The organism is Streptomyces sp. NPDC033216 (genome assembly GCF_055577115.1).
This window is the reverse complement of sequence record NZ_JBVIQK010000008.1, coordinates 31,934-49,699: the sequence shown is the minus strand read 5'-3', so window position 1 is coordinate 49,699 and position 17,766 is coordinate 31,934. Positions and strand designations below refer to the sequence as shown.

Annotated in this window: 14 protein-coding genes; 11 read left to right on the top strand and 3 right to left on the bottom strand. The window is 72.9% G+C overall.

From position 1 onward, the window contains the following. Window positions 1-313: 313 nt before the first annotated feature. The 3 genes from ACZ5Y0_RS17110 (at window position 314) to ACZ5Y0_RS17100 (ending at window position 2,606) form a co-directional block, all read left to right on the top strand. On the top strand, window positions 314-1,495 hold the full coding sequence (locus tag ACZ5Y0_RS17110) for a glycerophosphodiester phosphodiesterase (protein ID WP_469129475.1): 1,182 nt from the start codon (window positions 314-316) through the stop codon (window positions 1,493-1,495). 64 nt (window positions 1,496-1,559) lie between these two features. Further along, the gene (locus tag ACZ5Y0_RS17105) at window positions 1,560-2,063 is read left to right on the top strand and encodes an RNA polymerase sigma factor (RefSeq protein WP_469129474.1); all 504 of its coding nucleotides are present in this window, start codon (window positions 1,560-1,562) and stop codon (window positions 2,061-2,063) included. Window positions 2,064-2,108: 45 nt separating this feature from the next. Further along, entirely contained in the window at window positions 2,109-2,606 is a 498-nt protein-coding gene (locus ACZ5Y0_RS17100; protein ID WP_469129473.1) for a GNAT family N-acetyltransferase, read from the top strand. Window positions 2,607-2,617: 11 nt separating this feature from the next. Here the strand turns inward: ACZ5Y0_RS17100 and ACZ5Y0_RS17095 are convergent, their stop codons facing one another. Together ACZ5Y0_RS17095 and ACZ5Y0_RS17090 are read right to left on the bottom strand one after the other, a co-directional pair. After that, window positions 2,618-3,058 (bottom strand): hypothetical protein, encoded by a 441-nt coding sequence (locus ACZ5Y0_RS17095; protein ID WP_469129472.1) that lies wholly within the window; start codon window positions 3,056-3,058, stop codon window positions 2,618-2,620. Then, the gene (locus ACZ5Y0_RS17090; protein ID WP_469129471.1) at window positions 3,039-3,398 is read right to left on the bottom strand and encodes a hypothetical protein; all 360 of its coding nucleotides are present in this window, start codon (window positions 3,396-3,398) and stop codon (window positions 3,039-3,041) included. The genes ACZ5Y0_RS17095 and ACZ5Y0_RS17090 overlap by 20 nt, the downstream gene beginning before the upstream one ends. A gap of 585 nt (window positions 3,399-3,983) precedes the next feature. On the opposite strand from ACZ5Y0_RS17090, the gene ACZ5Y0_RS17085 reads away from it, so the two are divergent. From ACZ5Y0_RS17085 to ACZ5Y0_RS17050, 8 genes are all read left to right on the top strand, one after another. After that, window positions 3,984-5,036, top strand: coding sequence for a methionine ABC transporter ATP-binding protein (locus ACZ5Y0_RS17085; protein WP_469129470.1), 1,053 nt, complete (start codon window positions 3,984-3,986; stop codon window positions 5,034-5,036). Next, the gene (locus ACZ5Y0_RS17080; RefSeq protein WP_469129469.1) at window positions 5,033-5,776 is read left to right on the top strand and encodes a methionine ABC transporter permease; all 744 of its coding nucleotides are present in this window, start codon (window positions 5,033-5,035) and stop codon (window positions 5,774-5,776) included. Before ACZ5Y0_RS17085 ends, ACZ5Y0_RS17080 begins: the two co-directional genes overlap by 4 nt. 77 nt (window positions 5,777-5,853) lie before the next feature. Next, window positions 5,854-6,684, top strand: coding sequence for a MetQ/NlpA family ABC transporter substrate-binding protein (locus tag ACZ5Y0_RS17075; protein ID WP_469129468.1), 831 nt, complete (start codon window positions 5,854-5,856; stop codon window positions 6,682-6,684). A 510-nt stretch (window positions 6,685-7,194) separates the two neighbouring features. Beyond that, on the top strand, window positions 7,195-7,833 hold the full coding sequence (locus ACZ5Y0_RS17070; protein WP_469129467.1) for a GNAT family N-acetyltransferase: 639 nt from the start codon (window positions 7,195-7,197) through the stop codon (window positions 7,831-7,833). A gap of 93 nt (window positions 7,834-7,926) precedes the next feature. Beyond that, complete coding sequence (gene cbiE, locus ACZ5Y0_RS17065) at window positions 7,927-9,144, top strand: precorrin-6y C5,15-methyltransferase (decarboxylating) subunit CbiE (protein ID WP_469129466.1); 1,218 nt, start codon at window positions 7,927-7,929, stop codon at window positions 9,142-9,144. 367 nt (window positions 9,145-9,511) lie between these two features. Then, the gene (gene cobT / locus ACZ5Y0_RS17060; RefSeq protein ID WP_469129465.1) at window positions 9,512-13,552 is read left to right on the top strand and encodes a nicotinate-nucleotide--dimethylbenzimidazole phosphoribosyltransferase; all 4,041 of its coding nucleotides are present in this window, start codon (window positions 9,512-9,514) and stop codon (window positions 13,550-13,552) included. Between the two features lie 137 nt (window positions 13,553-13,689). Then, the gene (gene cobA / locus ACZ5Y0_RS17055) at window positions 13,690-14,922 is read left to right on the top strand and encodes a uroporphyrinogen-III C-methyltransferase (protein WP_469129464.1); all 1,233 of its coding nucleotides are present in this window, start codon (window positions 13,690-13,692) and stop codon (window positions 14,920-14,922) included. A gap of 64 nt (window positions 14,923-14,986) precedes the next feature. Next, window positions 14,987-15,805, top strand: coding sequence for a TrmH family RNA methyltransferase (locus tag ACZ5Y0_RS17050; RefSeq protein ID WP_469129463.1), 819 nt, complete (start codon window positions 14,987-14,989; stop codon window positions 15,803-15,805). Between the two features lie 11 nt (window positions 15,806-15,816). Here the strand turns inward: ACZ5Y0_RS17050 and ACZ5Y0_RS17045 are convergent, their stop codons facing one another. After that, on the bottom strand, window positions 15,817-17,190 hold the full coding sequence (locus ACZ5Y0_RS17045) for a serine/threonine-protein kinase (RefSeq protein WP_469129681.1): 1,374 nt from the start codon (window positions 17,188-17,190) through the stop codon (window positions 15,817-15,819). Window positions 17,191-17,766 lie beyond the last annotated feature (576 nt).

Sequence of the window (17,766 nt, the reverse complement as noted above, 5' to 3'; positions counted from 1 at the left end):
ATCGGGTTCACCGAGGTCTTACGCACTGTTGACCTACGTTTACCTGCACGGCCGGTCCGTCGCGGGTCCGACACACGGACGCAACGATGTGACGGGCGTCGCGACCCTGAGGGGCCGGGTTCCCCACGACCTCCACGGCCGGTACCGGTCGGCTACCCCGCCCCGCGCCGCCGAATCGGACGCCCCGTCATCCCGTCGTACCGTACGCGCCGTCCACCGTCATCCGCGTGTTCGGCTCGAGGTCTCCCGGCGGTCACGTCCAGGCACCTACGATCGGCGCGCACGGGACGAGCCGATGGCAGGAGGACCCCTCATGGCTACGCAGGAGTCGCAGAACCCGAACCCCGACCGGGCGGGCGGTACCGGACGGCGGGCGTTCCTCGGAGCGGCCGCCGCCCTCGGCGCCGCCGGAACGACCCTGGGCCTCGCGGCCACGGCGGGAGCAGCCGAGTCGCGCCGGGGCAGGGGCCTCGGGAGTCTGCCCGTGCCGACGATCATCGGCCACCGGGGCGCCAGCGGCTACCGGCCCGAGCACACCTTCGGCTCCTACCAGCTCGCCCTCGACCTGGGCGCCGACATCGTGGAGGCCGGCGACCTCGTCCCCACCAGGGACGGCCATCTCGTGTGCCGTCACGAGCCGGAGATCGGCGGCACCACGGACGTCGCGAGCCATCCCGAGTTCGCCGGCCGCAGGACCACCAAGGTCCTCGACGGCGTCTCCACCACCGGCTGGTTCACCGAGGACTTCACCCTCGCCGAGCTGAAGACCCTCCGCGCGACCGAGCGCATCCCCGCCAACCGCCCCCACAACACCCTCTACAACGGCCGCTGGGAGATCCCCACCTTCGAGGAGGTCCTGAGGTGGCAGGACGAGCAGACCCGCAGGCGCGGCAAGCAGGTCTGGATCTACCCCGAGCTGAAGCACCCCACCTACTTCCGCAAGCTCGGCCTGAACCTGGAGGAGCGTGTCGCCAGACTGCTGCGCAAGCACGGCAAGGACGGCAGGAACGCGCCCGTCGTCGTCCAGTCCTTCGAGCCGACCAGCATCCAGCGCCTGGACAAGATGATCGGCAATCCGCTCGTCGTCCTGCTCTCCGGCGCCACCACCCGCCCCTGGGACTTCGTCGAGACCGGTGACCCGCGCACGGTCGCCGACCTGGTCACGCGCAAGGGCCTGCGCGAGATCGCCGGCTACGCGCAGGGCATCGGCCCCACCCTCGACCTGGTCGTCCCCAGGGACGCGGCCGGCAACCTCACCACGCCGACCACCCTGGTGAAGGACGCCCACGCGGTCGGCCTCGTCCTGCACCCGTACACCATGCGCAACGAGAACCCCTTCCTGCCCGCGAACTTCCGCAAGGGGACCGACGCGGACGCCTACGGCGACGTGTTCGGCGCGTACCGGGCGTACTTCGCGACCGGGATCGACGGGGTGTTCACCGACCAGCCCGACACGGGCCGCCTCGCCCGCGAGGACTTCGTCAACGGCTCCTGACCCCGTTGGGGTGACAACGGGCCGCCCGGGCAACCCGCCCCCGGGCGGCCGCGTCGTGCCGCACATGACGCACGACATGCTCGCCGCCCTGCGCCCGCTGCTCACCGCGGAGTCCGACGCCGAGGCGCACGCCACCGGAACCGACCCCGCCGACCTCGAACAGGCCGTCTGGCTGCGCCTGCTGGAGCACCTCGCCATCGACGGCCCGCCCCTCGACCCACAGGGCTGGCTGCGTCGCGCGGTCCGCGCCGAGTCCCGGCGCACCCGCCGCACGGCCCGGCGGGAACGGCCGTACGCGAGCGACCCGGCCGCCGACGACCGCGGCCCCGAGCAGATCGTCCTCACCGCCGCCCGGCACCGCGAGCTGCGCGAGGCGGTGCGCCGGCTGCCCGCCCGGTGTGCCCGGCTCCTGGACGCCCTGCTGTCGCCGGAGGACCTCACCTACCGCGAGGTCGCGGGGGAGTTGGGTATCTCACAGGGAAGCCTCGGACCAGAACGTTCCAGATGTCTGGGATGTCTGCGGCGTCTGCTCCCGCCGGAGGTTGCGGCCCACGAAGTGCGGGGATAGGAGTGTAGGACCACAGGCGATCAGGTGAGCGGGAGGCGTGCGCACATGGGCATGAGCGTGACCATCTCGGTGGCGACCGAGCAGGATGCCGAGCAGATCTTCAGGCTTCAGTACCTGTGCTTCCAGGGCGAGGCGGCGCTGTACGGCAACTACCGCATCGCCCCCCTCGTGCAGACCCTCGACTCCGTCCGGCAGGAGGTGGCCTGCGACTGCGTCTACGTGGCCCGGCTGGGAGAGGAGGTCGTCGGCTCGGTCCGCGGCACCATCACCGAGGACGGCGCCGCCTCCATCGGCAGGCTCTGCGTCCACCCCCGCCTCCAGGGCCACGGCATCGGGGCGCGGCTGCTGCGCGCGGCCGAGTCGGCGCTGGCCGGGGAGCGCGGCGCCACCAAGTTCCGCCTCTTCACCGGCCACCGCAGCGAGGGCAACCTCCGTCTGTACCGTCGCGTCGGCTACCGGACCGTGGGCACGTCCCAGGGCTCGGACGGCGTCCCGATGATCGTCCTGGAGAAGCCGGCGGACGAGTTCGCCACCACGGCCTGACCGCCCGGACCTCAGCCCGCCTGTCGCGCCCGCGCCTTCCGCAGCCAGAAGAGAGCGGTCAGGGGCAGCAGCACGGGGATGAAGACGTACCCCATCCCGTAGTCCGACCACACGGTCGAGTCCGGGAAGGCGTCACGGTCCACCAGCGTCCAGGTGCCCACGGCCAGCACACCCACCAGCTCGGCGGCGCAGCACACCTGCGCCGCCCTGCGCGCCGTCTCGCCGCCGCGCACCAGCGAGTACGTGATGAAGCCGTACACCAGACCGGCCACCGCGGACAGCGAGTACGCGAGCGGCGCCCGGTCGAACTCCGTGGCGATCTGGTACGCCGAGCGCGACACCGCCCCGACCACCATCACGCCGTAGAACCAGACCAGCAGCAGACCGGGCCCGCCGATCAGCCGCGCCGGCTTCTCCTCCACGGTCCTCACCTCAGCCTCCCCAGATGTCATGCAGCCGCACCTCCAGGACGGCGAGCACGACCCCGCCGGCCGCGACCGTCACCGAACCCCACCGGGTCCGCTCGGCCAGCGACATGAAACCCGCCGCGGGAACGCACGCGAACGCGCCCAGCAGATACGCCACGAAGATCGTCGTGCCCTGCGCCGGCTCCTCGCCCCGCGCCGACTGCACGATCCCGACGACCAGCTGGACCAGCGCCAGCACCGACACCACGGCCATCCCGATGAAGTGCCAGTCCTTCGTCGGCTGGTCACGGTAGGCCGCCCAGCCGCACCAGGCGGCGAGCAACAGGGCGGCGACACCGGTCGCCGGCATCAGGACATCGAGCATGCGGCGACCCTATTACGGACGTATGCGGCCCGCCGCGGCCGGGCCCGTGCCGTGCCGCCCGGCCCGCACGGCAACCGTGGCGTTGACCACAGCCCATCCCGTCCGTCGACCCGACGGCGACCCCCGCGGCAGACCGTCCCTCCCTGTCCGCGCTGGTCAACGGCGGCGGAATGGCGACCCCCGTGGAGGCGCGCCCCCTGTCCATGGCTGTCCACCATGCGGACAGCTCGGCTTGGTCAGGACCATAGGTCTGCTTTACTGAGCGCATGACCACGACGAGCAGCCGCACCCTTGCGACCGAGGCGACCATGACGCCCGGTGCTCGTTGTATGTGTCGAATGTGCGCCTTCTAGAGGGCCCCCGCACCACCGCTCGCGCCCCGAAGCGAGACGCCGCGGCACGTCCGTACGCCCCGCGTACGTGACGAGACGCCTCCCCCACCGCCCGAGCGGCACGGGGGACCCACCGCGCACATGTTCTCCCCCGGTTCCATCGCCACCGCGAGAACCGTGTCGCGTCCCTGACCGAATGCATCCGTGCCCGGGCACACCCACGCCCGCGCACTCGACAGTGACGGAAACCCACGTGATCACCACCACGGGCCTGACGAAGATCTATCGGGCCGACCGCTCGCGCGGCCGTGAGGTCACCGCCCTCGACGGCGTCGATCTGCACGTCCGCGAAGGCGAGGTGTTCGGCGTCATCGGCCAGTCCGGCGCCGGCAAGTCCTCGCTGATCCGTTGCATCAACCTTCTGGAGCGTCCCACCTCCGGCACGGTCACCGTCGCCGGCCGGGACCTCACCGCCCTCGCCGGCCGCGGCCCGCGCGCGGGCCGCGAACTCCGCGAGGCGCGCAGCCGCATCGGCATGGTGTTCCAGCACTTCAACCTGCTGGCGACGCGAACCGTGCGGGACAATGTCGAGCTGCCGCTGGAGATCCTCGGCAAGTCGGGGAAGGAACGTTCCCGCAAGGCGCTCGAACTGCTCGACCTCGTCGGCCTCGCCGACAAGGCGGGCGCCTACCCCGCCCAGCTCTCGGGCGGTCAGAAGCAGCGCGTGGGCATCGCCCGCGCCCTCGCCGGCGACCCCAGGGTGCTGCTCTCCGACGAGGCCACCAGCGCCCTCGACCCGGAGACCACCCGGTCGATCCTCCAGCTGCTGCGCGACCTGAACCGCCAGCTCGGCCTGACGGTCCTGCTCATCACCCACGAGATGGGCGTGGTCAAGTCGATCTGCGACTCCGCCGCGCTCATGGAGCGGGGCCGCGTGGTCGAATCCGGCACGGTCAGCGAGCTGCTCGCCACGCCGGGCTCCGAACTCGCCGCCGCGCTCTTCCCGGTGGGCGGCGAAGCGACCGGCGACGACCGGACCGTCCTCGACGTCACCTTCCAGGGCGAGGCCGCGACCCAGCCGGTCATCTCCCAGCTGTCGCGCACCTACAACATCGACATCTCGATCCTGGGCGCGGCCATCGACACCGTCGGCGGCCTCCAGGTCGGCCGGATGCGCATCGAACTGCCCGGCCGCTACGAGGACAACGTGGTGCCGATCGGCTTCCTGCGCGAACGGGGTCTTCAGATCGACGTGCCGGGCGCTGCCGACGAGCGGCCCCTGCTGGTGAAGGACGGTGCCAAGTGACCTGGTCCGAGATGCGACTCCTGCTGGGGCAGGCGTGTTGGGACACTCTCTACATGGTGGGCTGGTCCACGCTCATCGCCGTCGTCGGCGGCCTGCCGCTCGGCATCCTCCTCGTCCTCACCGACCGGGGCGGCCTGCTCCAGAACGTCGTCGCCAACAAGGTGATCGGCCAGGTCGTGAACATCGCCCGCTCGATGCCGTTCATCATCCTGATGGTCGCGCTGATGACCTTCACCCGCTGGGTGACCGGAACGACCATCGGCCGCGAGGCCGCCATCGTGCCGCTCGCCATCGGGGCGATCCCGTTCTTCGCGCGTCTGGTGGAGATGTCCGTCCGTGAAGTGGACGGCGGACTCGTGGAAGCCGTGCAGTCCATGGGCGGCAGCACCTGGAAGATCGTCCGCAGTGTGCTCGTCCCCGAGGCGCTGCCGTCCCTGATCTCCGGCGCCACCACGACCGTCGTCGCCCTGATCGGCTACTCCGCCATGGCCGGCACCGTCGGCGCAGGCGGCCTGGGCGACATCGCCATCCGCTACGGCTACCAGCGCTTCGAGACCGGCCTGATGTGGATCACCGTGGCCATCCTGGCCGTCGTCATCTCCCTGCTCCAGTTCGGCGGTGACTTCGCGGCCCGCTCCCTGCACCGGCGCACCGGCAAGGGCGGCGCGCTGCTCCTCTTCAGCCCGTTGCGTGCCCTGCTCCCCGGCACCGTCGCCACCGACGCCGTCAGGAAGAGCTGACCCGCACCCCGTCCACCCCCCTTGTTCTCCCCGCACACCCACAGCGGGGACGTATCACCTCAGGAAAGGCACTTTTCGTGCGTAACACCGCCAAAATCACCACCGCTGTCCTCGCCGCCGGAGCCCTCACCCTCGGGCTCGGCGCATGCGGCTCGGACAAGGGCTCCGGCTCCGCCGACACGAGCGGCCCGCTGGTCGTCGCCGCGAGCCCCGTCCCGCACGGCGAGATCCTCACCTTCGTCAAGGACAACCTCGCCAAGGACGCGGGCCTCGACCTCGAGGTCAAGGAGTTCACCGACTACGTCACGCCGAACACGGCGACGGAGGACGGCTCGGTGGGCGCCAACTACTTCCAGAACCAGCCGTACCTCGACGACTTCAACAAGAAGAACGGCACCCACATCGTGCCCGTGGTCACGGTCCACCTGGAGCCGCTCGGTCTCTACTCCCACAAGGTCAAGAGCGTCGACGACCTCAAGAGCGGCGCGACCGTCGCCGTCCCGAACGACACCGTGAACGAGGCGCGCGCCCTGAAGCTGCTCGCCGCGAACGGCCTCATCACGCTCAAGGACGGCGCGGGCAACTCGGCTACCCCCGCCGACATCGCCAAGAACCCGAAGAACCTCAGGTTCAAGGAGTTGGAGGCGGCCCAGACCCCGCGCTCCCTGGACGACGTGGACGCCGCCGTCATCAACGGCAACTACGCCATCGCGACCGGCCTGAAGCCCGCGAAGGACGCCCTCGTCCTGGAGTCCGCCACGGACAACCCGTACGGCAACTTCCTCGCCGTCAAGGAGGGTGACGAGGACGACCCGCGCGTGAAGAAGCTCGCGAAGCTCCTCACCTCCCCCGAGGTCAAGAAGTTCATCGAGGACAAGTACGCCGGCTCCGTCATCGCGTCCTTCTGAGGCCTCGGCCCCACGGGGGAGAGCGGCACGCGCAGGACCCTCGCCGCGGCGCCGGCCCTGACGTGAGCCGCGGGCCCGCGGCCTGCGGCTCGGGTCAGGACTCCGGCCCGGCATCCGGCCCCGCGCCGGCGCCGACGGCACGCTCGTCGTCAGCGCCACCGCCGTCACGGCCGGCGAGGTCCTGACGTACGTCCGGACGACCTCGCCCCGCGGGCGGCCCCGACCTGGAGATCAGGAGTCCTCCGACCGTGTCCGGACCCGCGGGTACGCACGCTCGGGAACCTCCTCACCCCCGCCGAGGCCGGGAGGTCCAGCGAGGACAGGACCAGTGCTCGGTGCCGCCGGCCACCTCCGGCTGACCCCCCGCAGCCGCACCCGGGCTCCACGCCTTCGGCCGGCGCGGACCCCGTGATGCGACCCGGTGCTTTCATGCTGCATGCTGGGCAGTTCAGCGGGCCTGACGGTCAACCAGGTCGGACCCTGACGGATTCGAAGGTTACGGAGCGGCGCATGACGAGCACCTTCCCCAGCATCTCCATCAGCACGGAGCGGTTGGTGCTGCGTCCCCTCGACGAGGACGACGTGCCCGCCCTGGCCGAGATGATGAACGACGAACAGGTGACGGCCTGGACCTCCGTCCCCCAGCCCTTCAGCACGCAGAGCGCCCGCACCTGGATCACCGAGTACGCCCCGGCCCAGCGCACCTCCGGACGCGGACTCGACCTCGCCGTCACCGAGTTCCTCACCCAGCGGCTCGTCGGCGTCATCCAGCTCGGCAGGACCAACTGGCACGTACGGTCCACCGAACTGTCGTACATCATCGCCCCCTGGGCGCGCGGCGAGGGCTATGCCTCCGAGGCCGCGCTCGCCACCGCCCAGTGGCTGTTCACCGACCAGAAGCTCGAACGCATCGAACTGCGCACGGCCGCCGACAACACCGCCTCGCAGCAGGTCGCGCAGAAGATCGGCTGCATCAGCGAGGGCGTCCTGCGCGGTGCCTGCATAGCGCGCGTCCGTGCCGACGACGGCACCTGGAGCGAGGCGCGCACCGACTTCATCGTGTGGAGCCTGCTCCCCGAGGACATCGAGGGAGCGGGGGAGCACCTCACGGAGAGCGGCGGCTACCCGTCGTACAGCGACTGGAACTGACCCCCGCGTCAGCGCACCGCCGCCGCCCGGCCCGCGCGACCAGGTAGTCTCAGGAGCCCGCCAGCTGCGTAGACCCACGGGAGACTGACGACGATGGCCGACCGCGTCACGGTGATCGGCTGGGACGGCTCGCCGCTGACCGCCGCCGCCCGTTCGGCCCTGGGCGCCGCCACTCTCGTGGCCGGCGCCGCCCACCACCTGGCGCTGCCCGAGGTGCCTCCCGCCGCCGAACGCATCCGCCTCGGCAGTGTCGCCCTCGCCGCCCGCCGCATCACCGGCCACCGCGGCACGGCGGTCGTCCTCGCCGACGGCGACCCCGGCTTCTTCGGCGTCGTACGCACCCTGCGCGCACCCGAGTTCGGCCTGGAGGTCGAGGTCGTCCCGGCCGTCTCCTCCGTCGCCACCGCGTTCGCCCGCGCCGGCATGCCCTGGGACGACGCCCAGGTGGTCGTCGCACACCGACGCACCCTGCGCCGCGCGGTGAACGTATGTCGCGCCCACACCAAGGTCGCGGTCCTCACCTCGCCCGGCGCCGGCCCTGCCGAACTGGGCCTGCTCATGGAGGGCGTCCACCGCACGTTCGTCGTCTGCGAGGAACTCGGCACCGACCGCGAACAGGTCAGCGTCGTCACCTCCGAGAAGGCCGCCGACCACACCTGGCGCGACCCCAACGTCGTCATCGTCATCGGCGGCACCACGGGCGGCCCGCCGGCGAGCGACGGCGGCTGGATCGCCGGCCGCGACCCGGGCACCGGCCCACGCGGCTGGACCCTGCCCGCCGCGGAGTACGGCGGCGGACTGGGCGAAGGGGAGGCGGAGCTGCTCCGGGCGGCCCAACTCGCCCGTCTCGGACCGCGGGTGGGCGACCTCGTCTGGGACATCGGCTGCGGCAGCGGCGCCTTCGCGACCGAGGCCGCGCGGGCCGGGGCGGCCGTCATCGCAGTCGACAGGGTCCTGGAGGCGTGCGCCCGCACCGACGCCGCCGCGCGCCGCTTCGGAGTCCAGCTCCAGATCGTCCGCGGCACCGCGCCGCACGTCCTGGAGGACCTGCCCGAACCGGACGTCGTCCGCGTCGGCGGCGGGGGAGCGGCCGTGGTCTCCGCGGTCGCCGACCGCCGTCCGCAGCGCATCGTCACCCACGCCATGACCCGCGACGCCGCCGAACTGGTCGGCCGCGACCTGACCGAGCACGGCTACCGGGTGGACTGCGCTCTCCTCCAGTCCGTCGAACTCGACACGCAGGCCTGGGCGGAGACGGAACGGAGCGTCGCGTTCCTGCTCAGCGGGGTTCTGCCGGACCGGTCGGCCTGACCCGGTTTGCCCTCCCCGTGATCGTGTTGTCCTACCGCGCGCGGTAGGCTGGCCGATCGTCGTACCGCATCCGGGCACCCGGCTTTTCGTCGGTCAATGTCCGGAAAACGCATCCGTTTTGGGGTGGGTGTGGTACGGCAGAACCTGAGGGCGCGCAACGTGGCGCAGTCCACAGCGGAGCGTCGCGGATCTAGCTGTCGCGACGCGGCAACGACCGCCACAATGCCACTGAATGGCTTTGTCGTCTTTTGCGGGCGGGTCGTTCGTGCCGCTGGGCGCGGACGCTCGTTCTTCACTACGGGGCGGTCGGTGCGCCGCTCCGGGTGAGCTGGTCGTAGGAGCACTAACCGATGGGCGAGGGGTACGCATGACCGACACCGGCCAGGGCCCGGGCGAGGGACTGCCGGAGAACGCAGGCATGGTGGATCAGCAGGGCGTCCCCGCGCCCGGCGCGTACACCTACCTCTCCGAGACCACCGCCCAGGACGAAGACCTGTTGCTGCTGCCCGGCGCCCAGAGCGCCTGGGGCAACGAGGTGGCGCCGCCCGCGCCGGAGCCCGTGGTCGAGGCGGTGCACGAACCGGGTCCGCACGAGACGGCGGGCCGTGACAGCGGTTCCGTCGACGTCAGCGCCGTCCGTCTTGCGAACCCGTCGGCGCCGCCCGCGGCACCCCGGCGCCCCCTGCACCTCGGCCCGCCCATCCCCGACACCTCCGCGAGCCCGGTCCGCTCCCTCGCCGACCGCGGCCCCGCGGGGGCGCCGGCGCGCCAGCCGGGGACGCCCACGTCCGGACCCGAGTACCTCGACGCCCAGCACCTGCGCGAGATGCCTCCGCAGGGCGCGGCACCCTGGGGTGCCCAGGCGACCGTCCAGGCGCCGGTGGCTCCCGGGGCGGCCGCTGCGGAAACGGTTGTCCCGGCAACCCCGCACCCCGAGCCGATGGGTGCGGACCAGGCGGTCGTGGCCCGCCCGGCCACGGAGACGGTCGCGCCGCAGCCGGAGGAAGTCGCGCAGCCGCCCCGGTCGCCGGAGCCGGCCCGGTCCGCGGACGCCGGTGAGAGCACCGACGCGACCGTACCGACGGTCGTGCAGCCGCAGCCGACGGAGCCGGTGGAGAGCGCCGAGGCCGTGCCCGGACCGGACTCCCCGCCGGTGGCGCAGGTCCCCGAGCCCGCCCAGGACGCCTCGGCACCGGATGCCCCTCATGTCCCCGACACGGAGACGGTCCCCACCGAGGTGGCACCGGCGCCCGCCGTCGAAGCGGCGGGGACGGCCGGAGCGGCGGAGGTGGCTGAGACGGCGGCGGACGAGGCCGAGGTGGCCGAGGTGCCCGCGGAGGTCCTCTCCGCCCCCGAGGCGGTCCAGGCGCCCGAGGCTCCGGAGGCCGACGCGATCTCCGAGGCGCCCGTCGCCGAGCCGACACACACTCCCGAGGCCCCGGAAGCGGCCGTACCCGTTGCCCCCGAGGCCATCGAGGCCCCCGACGCCTCCGAGGCCATCGAGGCCCCCGAGGCTGCTGAGGCCGCCGTCGTGCCGGACCCCGCGCAGGGGTCGGAGGCCGCCCCGACACCGGACGCCCCGCAGGCCGCGGAAGCCGTGTCGGCCCCGAGCCAGGTGCCCGAGGTGGCCGCCGCCCCCGAGGCGCCCGCTGATCCGGAGGTATCCGCATCCGCTCCGGAGGCGGCTACGACGCTGCCCGAGCCGGAGGCCGTCGCCCCCGAGCCGAAGGCCGTGGCTCCCGAGCCGGAGGCCGGGGCTCAGGCAGAGGCAGTGTCAGAGGCACCGGAGATCATCGCGCCCGCACCGATGCCCCCGGCAGGGGAGACCCCGGCCCCGGTCCCCGCCCCCGAGTTCGTGGCCGCCGATCCGGCCGCTCCCCAGGAGCCGGATCATCAGCTCCACCCCCAGCCCGCCCACCAGCCGGTGCCCGAGCAGTCGGCCACGCAGCAGACAGCCCCGGAGCCGGCAGCCCCGGAGCCGGCAGCCGCGGTGGTGGAGCCCGTGGCGGAGCCGCCCGCCGAGTCCGCACCGAGTGCCCAGCTCACCGAGCCCGCCCCGGAAGTCCACGCCACTCAGCCGGCACCGGACACGCACCCCGCCCCGGAAGTGCACGCCACTCAGCCGGCACCGGACATGCACCCCACCCCGGTCCCGCAGCATCAGGCGCCCCCGCAGGGGCCCGCCCACATCACGGACCTCGCGTCCCCGAGTCCGGACGCCCCTGTCCCCGTGGCGGTGCCGGCCGAGGACGCGTCCCGGCCGGACCCGACGCCGGCCGCGCCCACAGCGACGGCCCCCCACCCCACCGAGGCCGCCGCCTCCGTGGAGGCCCTGCCCCAGCAGGCGCCGGGCCGGTTGGTGCCGGCGGACGGCATGGTGCCGACCGCCCCGCACCTCGCTCCCAGCCCGCCGCACCCCCTCGTCCTCCCCACGGACGAGCCGGAGACCACTGAACCCACACCCGAGGCGGCCGCACCCGAGGCCCCCGCCGTCCCGGCGCCGGGCATCCCCGCCCCCCGCGAAGCGGCCCCCGCCGTCCCGGAAGCGGAGCCGGAGGCCGGTTCCGGACCGGAGCCCGACCCGAACGTCGCACAGAACCCGGAGGACCTGGAAACCAGGGCCGCCGACCAGGAAGAGAGCACGGCCGCGGTGGAAGAAGTACGTCAGTCCACCGGCCCTGCCGCGCCCGCGTACGACGACGCCGAGCGCGAGGCCGTCCTGAAGGTCATGCGCGAACGCCGGGACATCCGCAACGGCTTCCGCAGCGATCCCATCCCGCACGAGGTGCTGCTCCGTGTCCTGGAGGCCGCCCACACCGCGCCCTCCGTCGGCCACTCGCAGCCCTGGGACTTCGTCGTGATCCGCTCCGCCGACACCCGGCGCGCGATGCACGAGCTGGCGATGAGGCAGCGCGACGCGTACGCGAAGTCGTTGCCCAAGGGCCGGGCGAAGCAGTTCAAGGAACTGAAGATCGAGGCCATCCTCGACACCCCGGTGAACATCGTCGTCACCGCCGACCCGACCCGCGGCGGCCGCCACACCCTCGGTCGCCACACCCAGCCGCAGATGGCGCCGTACTCCTCCGCGCTCGCCGTCGAGAACCTGTGGCTCGCCGCCCGTGCCGAGGGCCTCGGCGTCGGCTGGGTCAGCTTCTTCGACGAGCGCGAGATGGTCCGCGCCCTCGGCCTGCCCGAGCATCTCGACGTCGTCGCCTACCTCTGCGTCGGATACGTCGACGAGTTCCCGGACGAGCCCGAGCTGATGCAGGCGGGCTGGGCCAAGCGCCGCCCCCTGTCCTGGGTCGTCCACGAGGAGACGTACGGCCGTCGCGCTCTGCCCGGCGAGGACCCGCACGACCTGCTCGCGGAGACCGTCGCGGGGATCCGCCCGCTGGACGCCAAGGCGCTCGGCGAGGCCTGGGAGCGGCAGAAGCGCATGACCAAGCCGGCCGGCGCGCTCGGCATGCTGGAGATCATCTCCGCCCAGCTGTCCGGCCTGTCCCGCCAGTGCCCGCCGCCGATCCCGGAGCCCGCTGCCGTCGCGATCTTCGCCGGTGACCACGGGGTGCACGCCCAGGGCGTCACCCCCTGGCCGCAGGAGGTCACCGCGCAGATGGTGGCCAACTTCCTCGGCGGCGGCGCGGTCTGCAACGCCTTCGCCAACCAGGTGGGCGCCGAAGTCTGCGTCGTGGACGTCGGCGTCGTGGCCGACCTCCCGGCGACCCCGGGCCTGCTGCCGCGCAAGGTGCGCGCGGGCACGTCCGACATGACGACCGGCCCCGCGATGTCCCGCGAGGAGGCCAAGCGGGCCATCGAGGTCGGCATCGAGACGGCCCGCGACCTGGTGGCGGCCGGCAACAAGGCCTTGCTCACGGGCGAGATGGGCATCGCCAACACCACGGCGTCCGCGGCACTCATCTCCGTCTTCACGGGCGCCGACCCGGCCGAGGTGACCGGCCGCGGCACCGGCATCAACGACGAGACCCTGGCCCGCAAGACCGAGGTCGTCCGCCGCGCCCTGGAGGTCCACCAGCCGGACCCTGCCGACCCCATCGGCGTCCTCGCGGCCGTCGGCGGCTTCGAGCACGCGGCGATGGTCGGCCTGCTGCTGGGCGGCGCGTCCCTGCGCACCCCCGTGATCCTGGACGGCGTGAGCGCCGGCGCGGCCGCGCTGGTCGCCCGAGCGATCGCCCCCGAGGTCCTCGCGGCCTGCATCGCGGGCCATCGCAGCGCCGAACCCGGCCACGTCGCGGCCCTCAACAAGCTGGGTCTGCGCCCCCTGGTCGACCTCGACCTGCGCCTGGGCGAGGGCACCGGCGCCCTGCTGGCCCTTCCGCTGGTGCAGAGCACGGCACGAGCGATGCACGAAGTGGCGACGTTCGACTCGGCGGGGGTGACCGAGAAGTAGCACTCCCCGGGGTCGGGGGCCCGCGTTCCCGCGTGCCCCCGACCCCGCCGTACGCTGAACGCACCTCTAAAATGCGCACGTCAGGGCCGCTCCAGAGCCGCAGCGCCCATCCCCGCCCGTTCGAGGAGCCGTCCCTCATGGCCGAACACCCCGCCTACCCCGTAGGCCTCCGCCTCACCGGCCGCCGTGTGGTCGTCATCGGCGGCGGCCAGGTCGCCCAACGACGCCTTCCGGCCCTGATCGCCGCTGGCGCGGACGTCCTCCTCGTGTCGCCGGAGGCGACCCCCTCCGTCGAGGCGATGGCGGACGCGGGCGAGATCACCTGGGAACGACGGGTCTACACCCTCGGCGACCTCGCCGATGCCTGGTACGCCCTGATCGCCACCGGCGACCCGGACGCCAACGCCGCCGCCTCCGCCGAGGCGGAGCGCCACCGCGTGTGGTGCGTGCGCTCCGACAACGCCGACGCGGCCACCGCCTGGACCCCCGCGACGGGCCACAGCGAGGGCGTCACCGTCGCCGTGCTCACCACGGACGCCAAGGGCCGCGACCCCCGCCACACCGCCGCCGTCCGCGACGCGGTGGTCGAGGGCCTGCGGGACGGCACCCTGGTCGCCCCGCACCACCGCACCCGCACACCCGGCGTCGCCCTGGTCGGCGGCGGCCCCGGCGACCCCGACCTGATCACGGTCCGCGGCCGCCGCCTCCTCGCCGAGGCGGACGTCGTGATCGCGGACCGCCTCGGCCCGCGCGACCTCCTCGCCGAACTCCCGCCGCACGTCGAGGTGATCGACGCGGCGAAGATCCCGTACGGGCGTTACATGGCCCAGGAGGCCATCAACAACGCGCTGATCGAGCACGCGAAGCAGGGCAAGTCGGTCGTCCGGCTCAAGGGCGGGGACCCGTACGTCTTCGGCCGGGGCATGGAGGAACTCCAGGCGCTCGCCGAGGCCGGGATCGCCTGCACCGTCGTCCCCGGCATCTCCAGCTCGATCTCGGTTCCGGGTGCGGCCGGCATCCCGGTCACCCACCGCGGCGTCGCCCATGAGTTCACCGTGGTCAGCGGCCATGTCGCCCCCGACGACGAGCGCTCCCTGGTCGACTGGCCGTCCCTCGCCAGGCTGACCGGCACGCTGGTGGTCCTGATGGGCGTCGACAAGATCGACAAGATCGCGGAGACGCTGATGGCGCACGGCAAGCCGGCCGCCACCCCGGTCGCCCTCGTCCAGGAGGGCACGACGGCGGCCCAGCGCCGCGTCGACGCCACCCTGGAGACGGTCGCCGAGACGGTCCGCACCCAGGAGGTCAGGCCTCCGGCGGTCATCGTCATCGGCGAGGTCGTGGGCGTCGGCCCGCGGACGTTGGCGTAACCCCCGGTAACAGACCCGTGCCAAGCCGTTGGCACCGTACTCAGGACAAGGCAGTATCACCCCTGTGGCCGATCTCATCACCGTTGAGGATCCCGACGACCCGCGCCTGCGCGACTACACCGGCCTGACCGACGTGGAGCTGCGCCGCAGGCGCGAGCCCGCCGAGGGCCTGTTCATCGCCGAGGGCGAGAAGGTCATCAGACGGGCCAAGGAAACCGGCTACGAGATGCGCTCGATGCTGCTGTCGTCCAAGTGGGTCGACGTCATGCGCGACGTCATCGACGAGCTCCCGGCCCCGGTCTACGCCGTCAGCCCGGAACTGGCGGAACGGGTCACCGGGTACCACGTCCACCGCGGCGCCCTCGCCTCCATGCAGCGCAAGCCGCTCCCGACCGCCTCGGAACTCCTGCGCACCGCCCGGCGCGTCGTCATCATGGAAGCGGTCAACGACCACACGAACGTCGGCGCGATCTTCCGCTCCGCGGCGGCCCTCGGCATGGACGCGGTCCTGCTCTCCCCGGACTGCGCCGACCCCCTCTACCGCCGCAGCGTGAAGGTCTCGATGGGCGCGGTCTTCTCCGTGCCGTACGCCCGCCTGGACACCTGGCCGAAGGGCCTGGACTCGGTCCGCGAAGCCGGCTTCACGCTGCTCGCCCTCACCCCTGACGAGAAGGCCAGCAGCCTGGACCAGGCGGCCCCCCACACCCTGGACAGAGTCGCCCTCATGCTCGGCGCGGAGAGCGACGGCCTTTCGACCCAGGCCCTGGTCGCCGCCGACGAATGGGTCCGCATCCCCATGTCCCACGGCGTCGACTCCCTGAACGTGGGTGCCGCGGCCGCCGTGGCCTTCTACGCGGTCGCCACGGGCCGCCCGTCGCCGTAGCCCCCCGGCGACTACCCGCCGAGGCCCCCACCGGGCTGGTGCCGTACGTCCGCCTGCTGCTGATGCCGTACGACGCCGTTCTCCCCGCCGAGTCCCCGGTCCGGGCCCTGGCACCCCTGGACGACCGCGATACCCAGCGCCACGAGCAGCGTCACGACGACGAAGACGAACAGCCGCTGCCGCAGCAGCCGCGGATTGGCTGGCCGCCGTCCGGTCCCCGTGTTCCGCGGGCCCGGCCGGCCGGCCCCGTTGCGCTGCACGGGCCTGCCGTTGCCGGAGCGGGTGTTCCGGACGGAGGAGGTGTTCCGCGAGGCCGGGGTCGGCCGGGATCCCGAGCGCGACGACGGGTTGCCGCCACCGCGGGAGGCACTGCCACCGCGGGAGGGCGTACCGCGCCGACGCGGCACGGACCCGCGCGAGGACGGCGCCCCGCCACGCGACGCCGGCGGACCGGGCTGCCGCAGCGTGCGCTCGGGATAACTGCTGTCGGCCAGCCGGCCCGTCGGCCGGTCGGCCTCACCCGCACGCGGCGCGGGCGGCCGCATCTCGGTCGGACCGTGGGCCTCACGGGCCGCGATCTCCTTCAGCCGCAGCGACAGATCGAGCGTGCTGGGCCGCTCCTGCGGATCCTTCGCCAGACAGGCCCGGATCAGCGGGGCCAGCGCGTCCGGTACGCCGTGCAGATGAGGCTCCTCGTGCACCACGCGGTACAGCATCACCTCGGAACTGCCGTGTCCGAAGGGGGAGTCGGCCGTCGAGGCGTACGCCAGGGTGGCCCCGAGCGAGAACACGTCGGTGGCCGGGGTGACCAGCGCCCCACGTACCTGCTCGGGCGCCAGGAACCCGGGGGAGCCGACCGCCGTGCCGACATGCGTGAGCGTCGAAGCCCCCGTCGCCCAGGCGATGCCGAAGTCGATGATCCGCGGGCCCTTGGGGGAGAGGAGGATGTTCGACGGCTTCAGGTCCCGGTGCACGACCCCGGCCTCGTGGACGGCGACGAGTCCCTCCGACAGCGCGGCCCCGATCGACGCCAGCTCGGCGGCGCCCAGGGGGCCGTCGTCGGCGACCCTGTCGTGCAGGGAGGGCCCGGGCACGTACTGGGTGGCGAACCACGGCCTGTCGGCGTCCAGGTCCGCCGCGACCAGCCGGGCGGTGCAGCCGCCCCGGATCCGCCGTGCCGCCGACACCTCACGCGCGAAGCGCGACCGGAACTCCTGGTCCTCGGCCAGATCGGGCCGGATCACCTTCAGCGCGACCCGCTGCCCCTTCTTGTCGGAGCCCAGGTAGACGACACCCATCCCGCCCGCGCCGAGCCGTCGGTGAAGCTTGAACGAGCCGACGACGCGCGGGTCCTCGCGCCTCAGGCGCATCATCGCCATGTTCATCCCCGCTGCCCGGTCCGTGTGACGTGGCACAGCTTACGTTTCCACGGCCGTTCGCGCGCAGAGGCCGCGCCCTCTCGATCCCATCGATTGTCAGTGCCGGGTGGGAGACTTGAAGAAGGGTCAGAGCGCTTGCGAGCAGGTGTGTTCCGCTCCCTCCGTGGTCTCAACCCCCCGTCGTGGCAGGTGGATTGAACTCGTGGCGGGTGACCGAGCGGAGGTCGTCGTGGACGCCGGCGACACGGCGCGAACGTACGAGGTGACGCCCGGCAGAGCCGGCCGCCAGGTGGGGGCGGCGGTACGCCGGGGGACGGTGGAAGTGAGCGAAGTCACCCGTGGTGTCCCCTCGCGCCATCAAGGCACAGCCCGGAAGAAACCGGCCCCGATCGGGTGACCCCTCCGGGAAGACCCCGAGACCTGGACCCCCGTCTCCACCCAGGGGAGTACTCCGCGGGTCATGGCTCATCCTCCGGGAGGCCCGCCAATCGGTACGAGGGCATGACGCCCGGTGCCCGCCGCGCACCTAGATTTGAGGTCAAGCGGCGGGTGCAGCACTCGTCCCCCGAGGTCAGACACCCG

Excerpts from the sequence above, each read along its gene's own strand:
- ACZ5Y0_RS17110 (WP_469129475.1), top strand. The coding sequence starts at position 314 with ATGGCTACGCAGGAGTCGCAGAACCCGAACCCCGACCGGGCGGGCGGT.
- ACZ5Y0_RS17105 (WP_469129474.1), top strand. The coding sequence starts at position 1,560 with ATGACGCACGACATGCTCGCCGCCCTGCGCCCGCTGCTCACCGCGGAG.
- ACZ5Y0_RS17100 (WP_469129473.1), top strand. The coding sequence starts at position 2,109 with ATGGGCATGAGCGTGACCATCTCGGTGGCGACCGAGCAGGATGCCGAG.
- ACZ5Y0_RS17095 (WP_469129472.1), bottom strand. The coding sequence starts at position 3,058 with ATGACATCTGGGGAGGCTGAGGTGAGGACCGTGGAGGAGAAGCCGGCG.
- ACZ5Y0_RS17090 (WP_469129471.1), bottom strand. The coding sequence starts at position 3,398 with ATGCTCGATGTCCTGATGCCGGCGACCGGTGTCGCCGCCCTGTTGCTC.
- ACZ5Y0_RS17070 (WP_469129467.1), top strand. The coding sequence starts at position 7,195 with ATGACGAGCACCTTCCCCAGCATCTCCATCAGCACGGAGCGGTTGGTG.
- cbiE (WP_469129466.1), top strand. The coding sequence starts at position 7,927 with ATGGCCGACCGCGTCACGGTGATCGGCTGGGACGGCTCGCCGCTGACC.
- cobT (WP_469129465.1), top strand. The coding sequence starts at position 9,512 with ATGACCGACACCGGCCAGGGCCCGGGCGAGGGACTGCCGGAGAACGCA.
- cobA (WP_469129464.1), top strand. The coding sequence starts at position 13,690 with ATGGCCGAACACCCCGCCTACCCCGTAGGCCTCCGCCTCACCGGCCGC.
- ACZ5Y0_RS17045 (WP_469129681.1), bottom strand. The coding sequence starts at position 17,190 with ATGAACATGGCGATGATGCGCCTGAGGCGCGAGGACCCGCGCGTCGTC.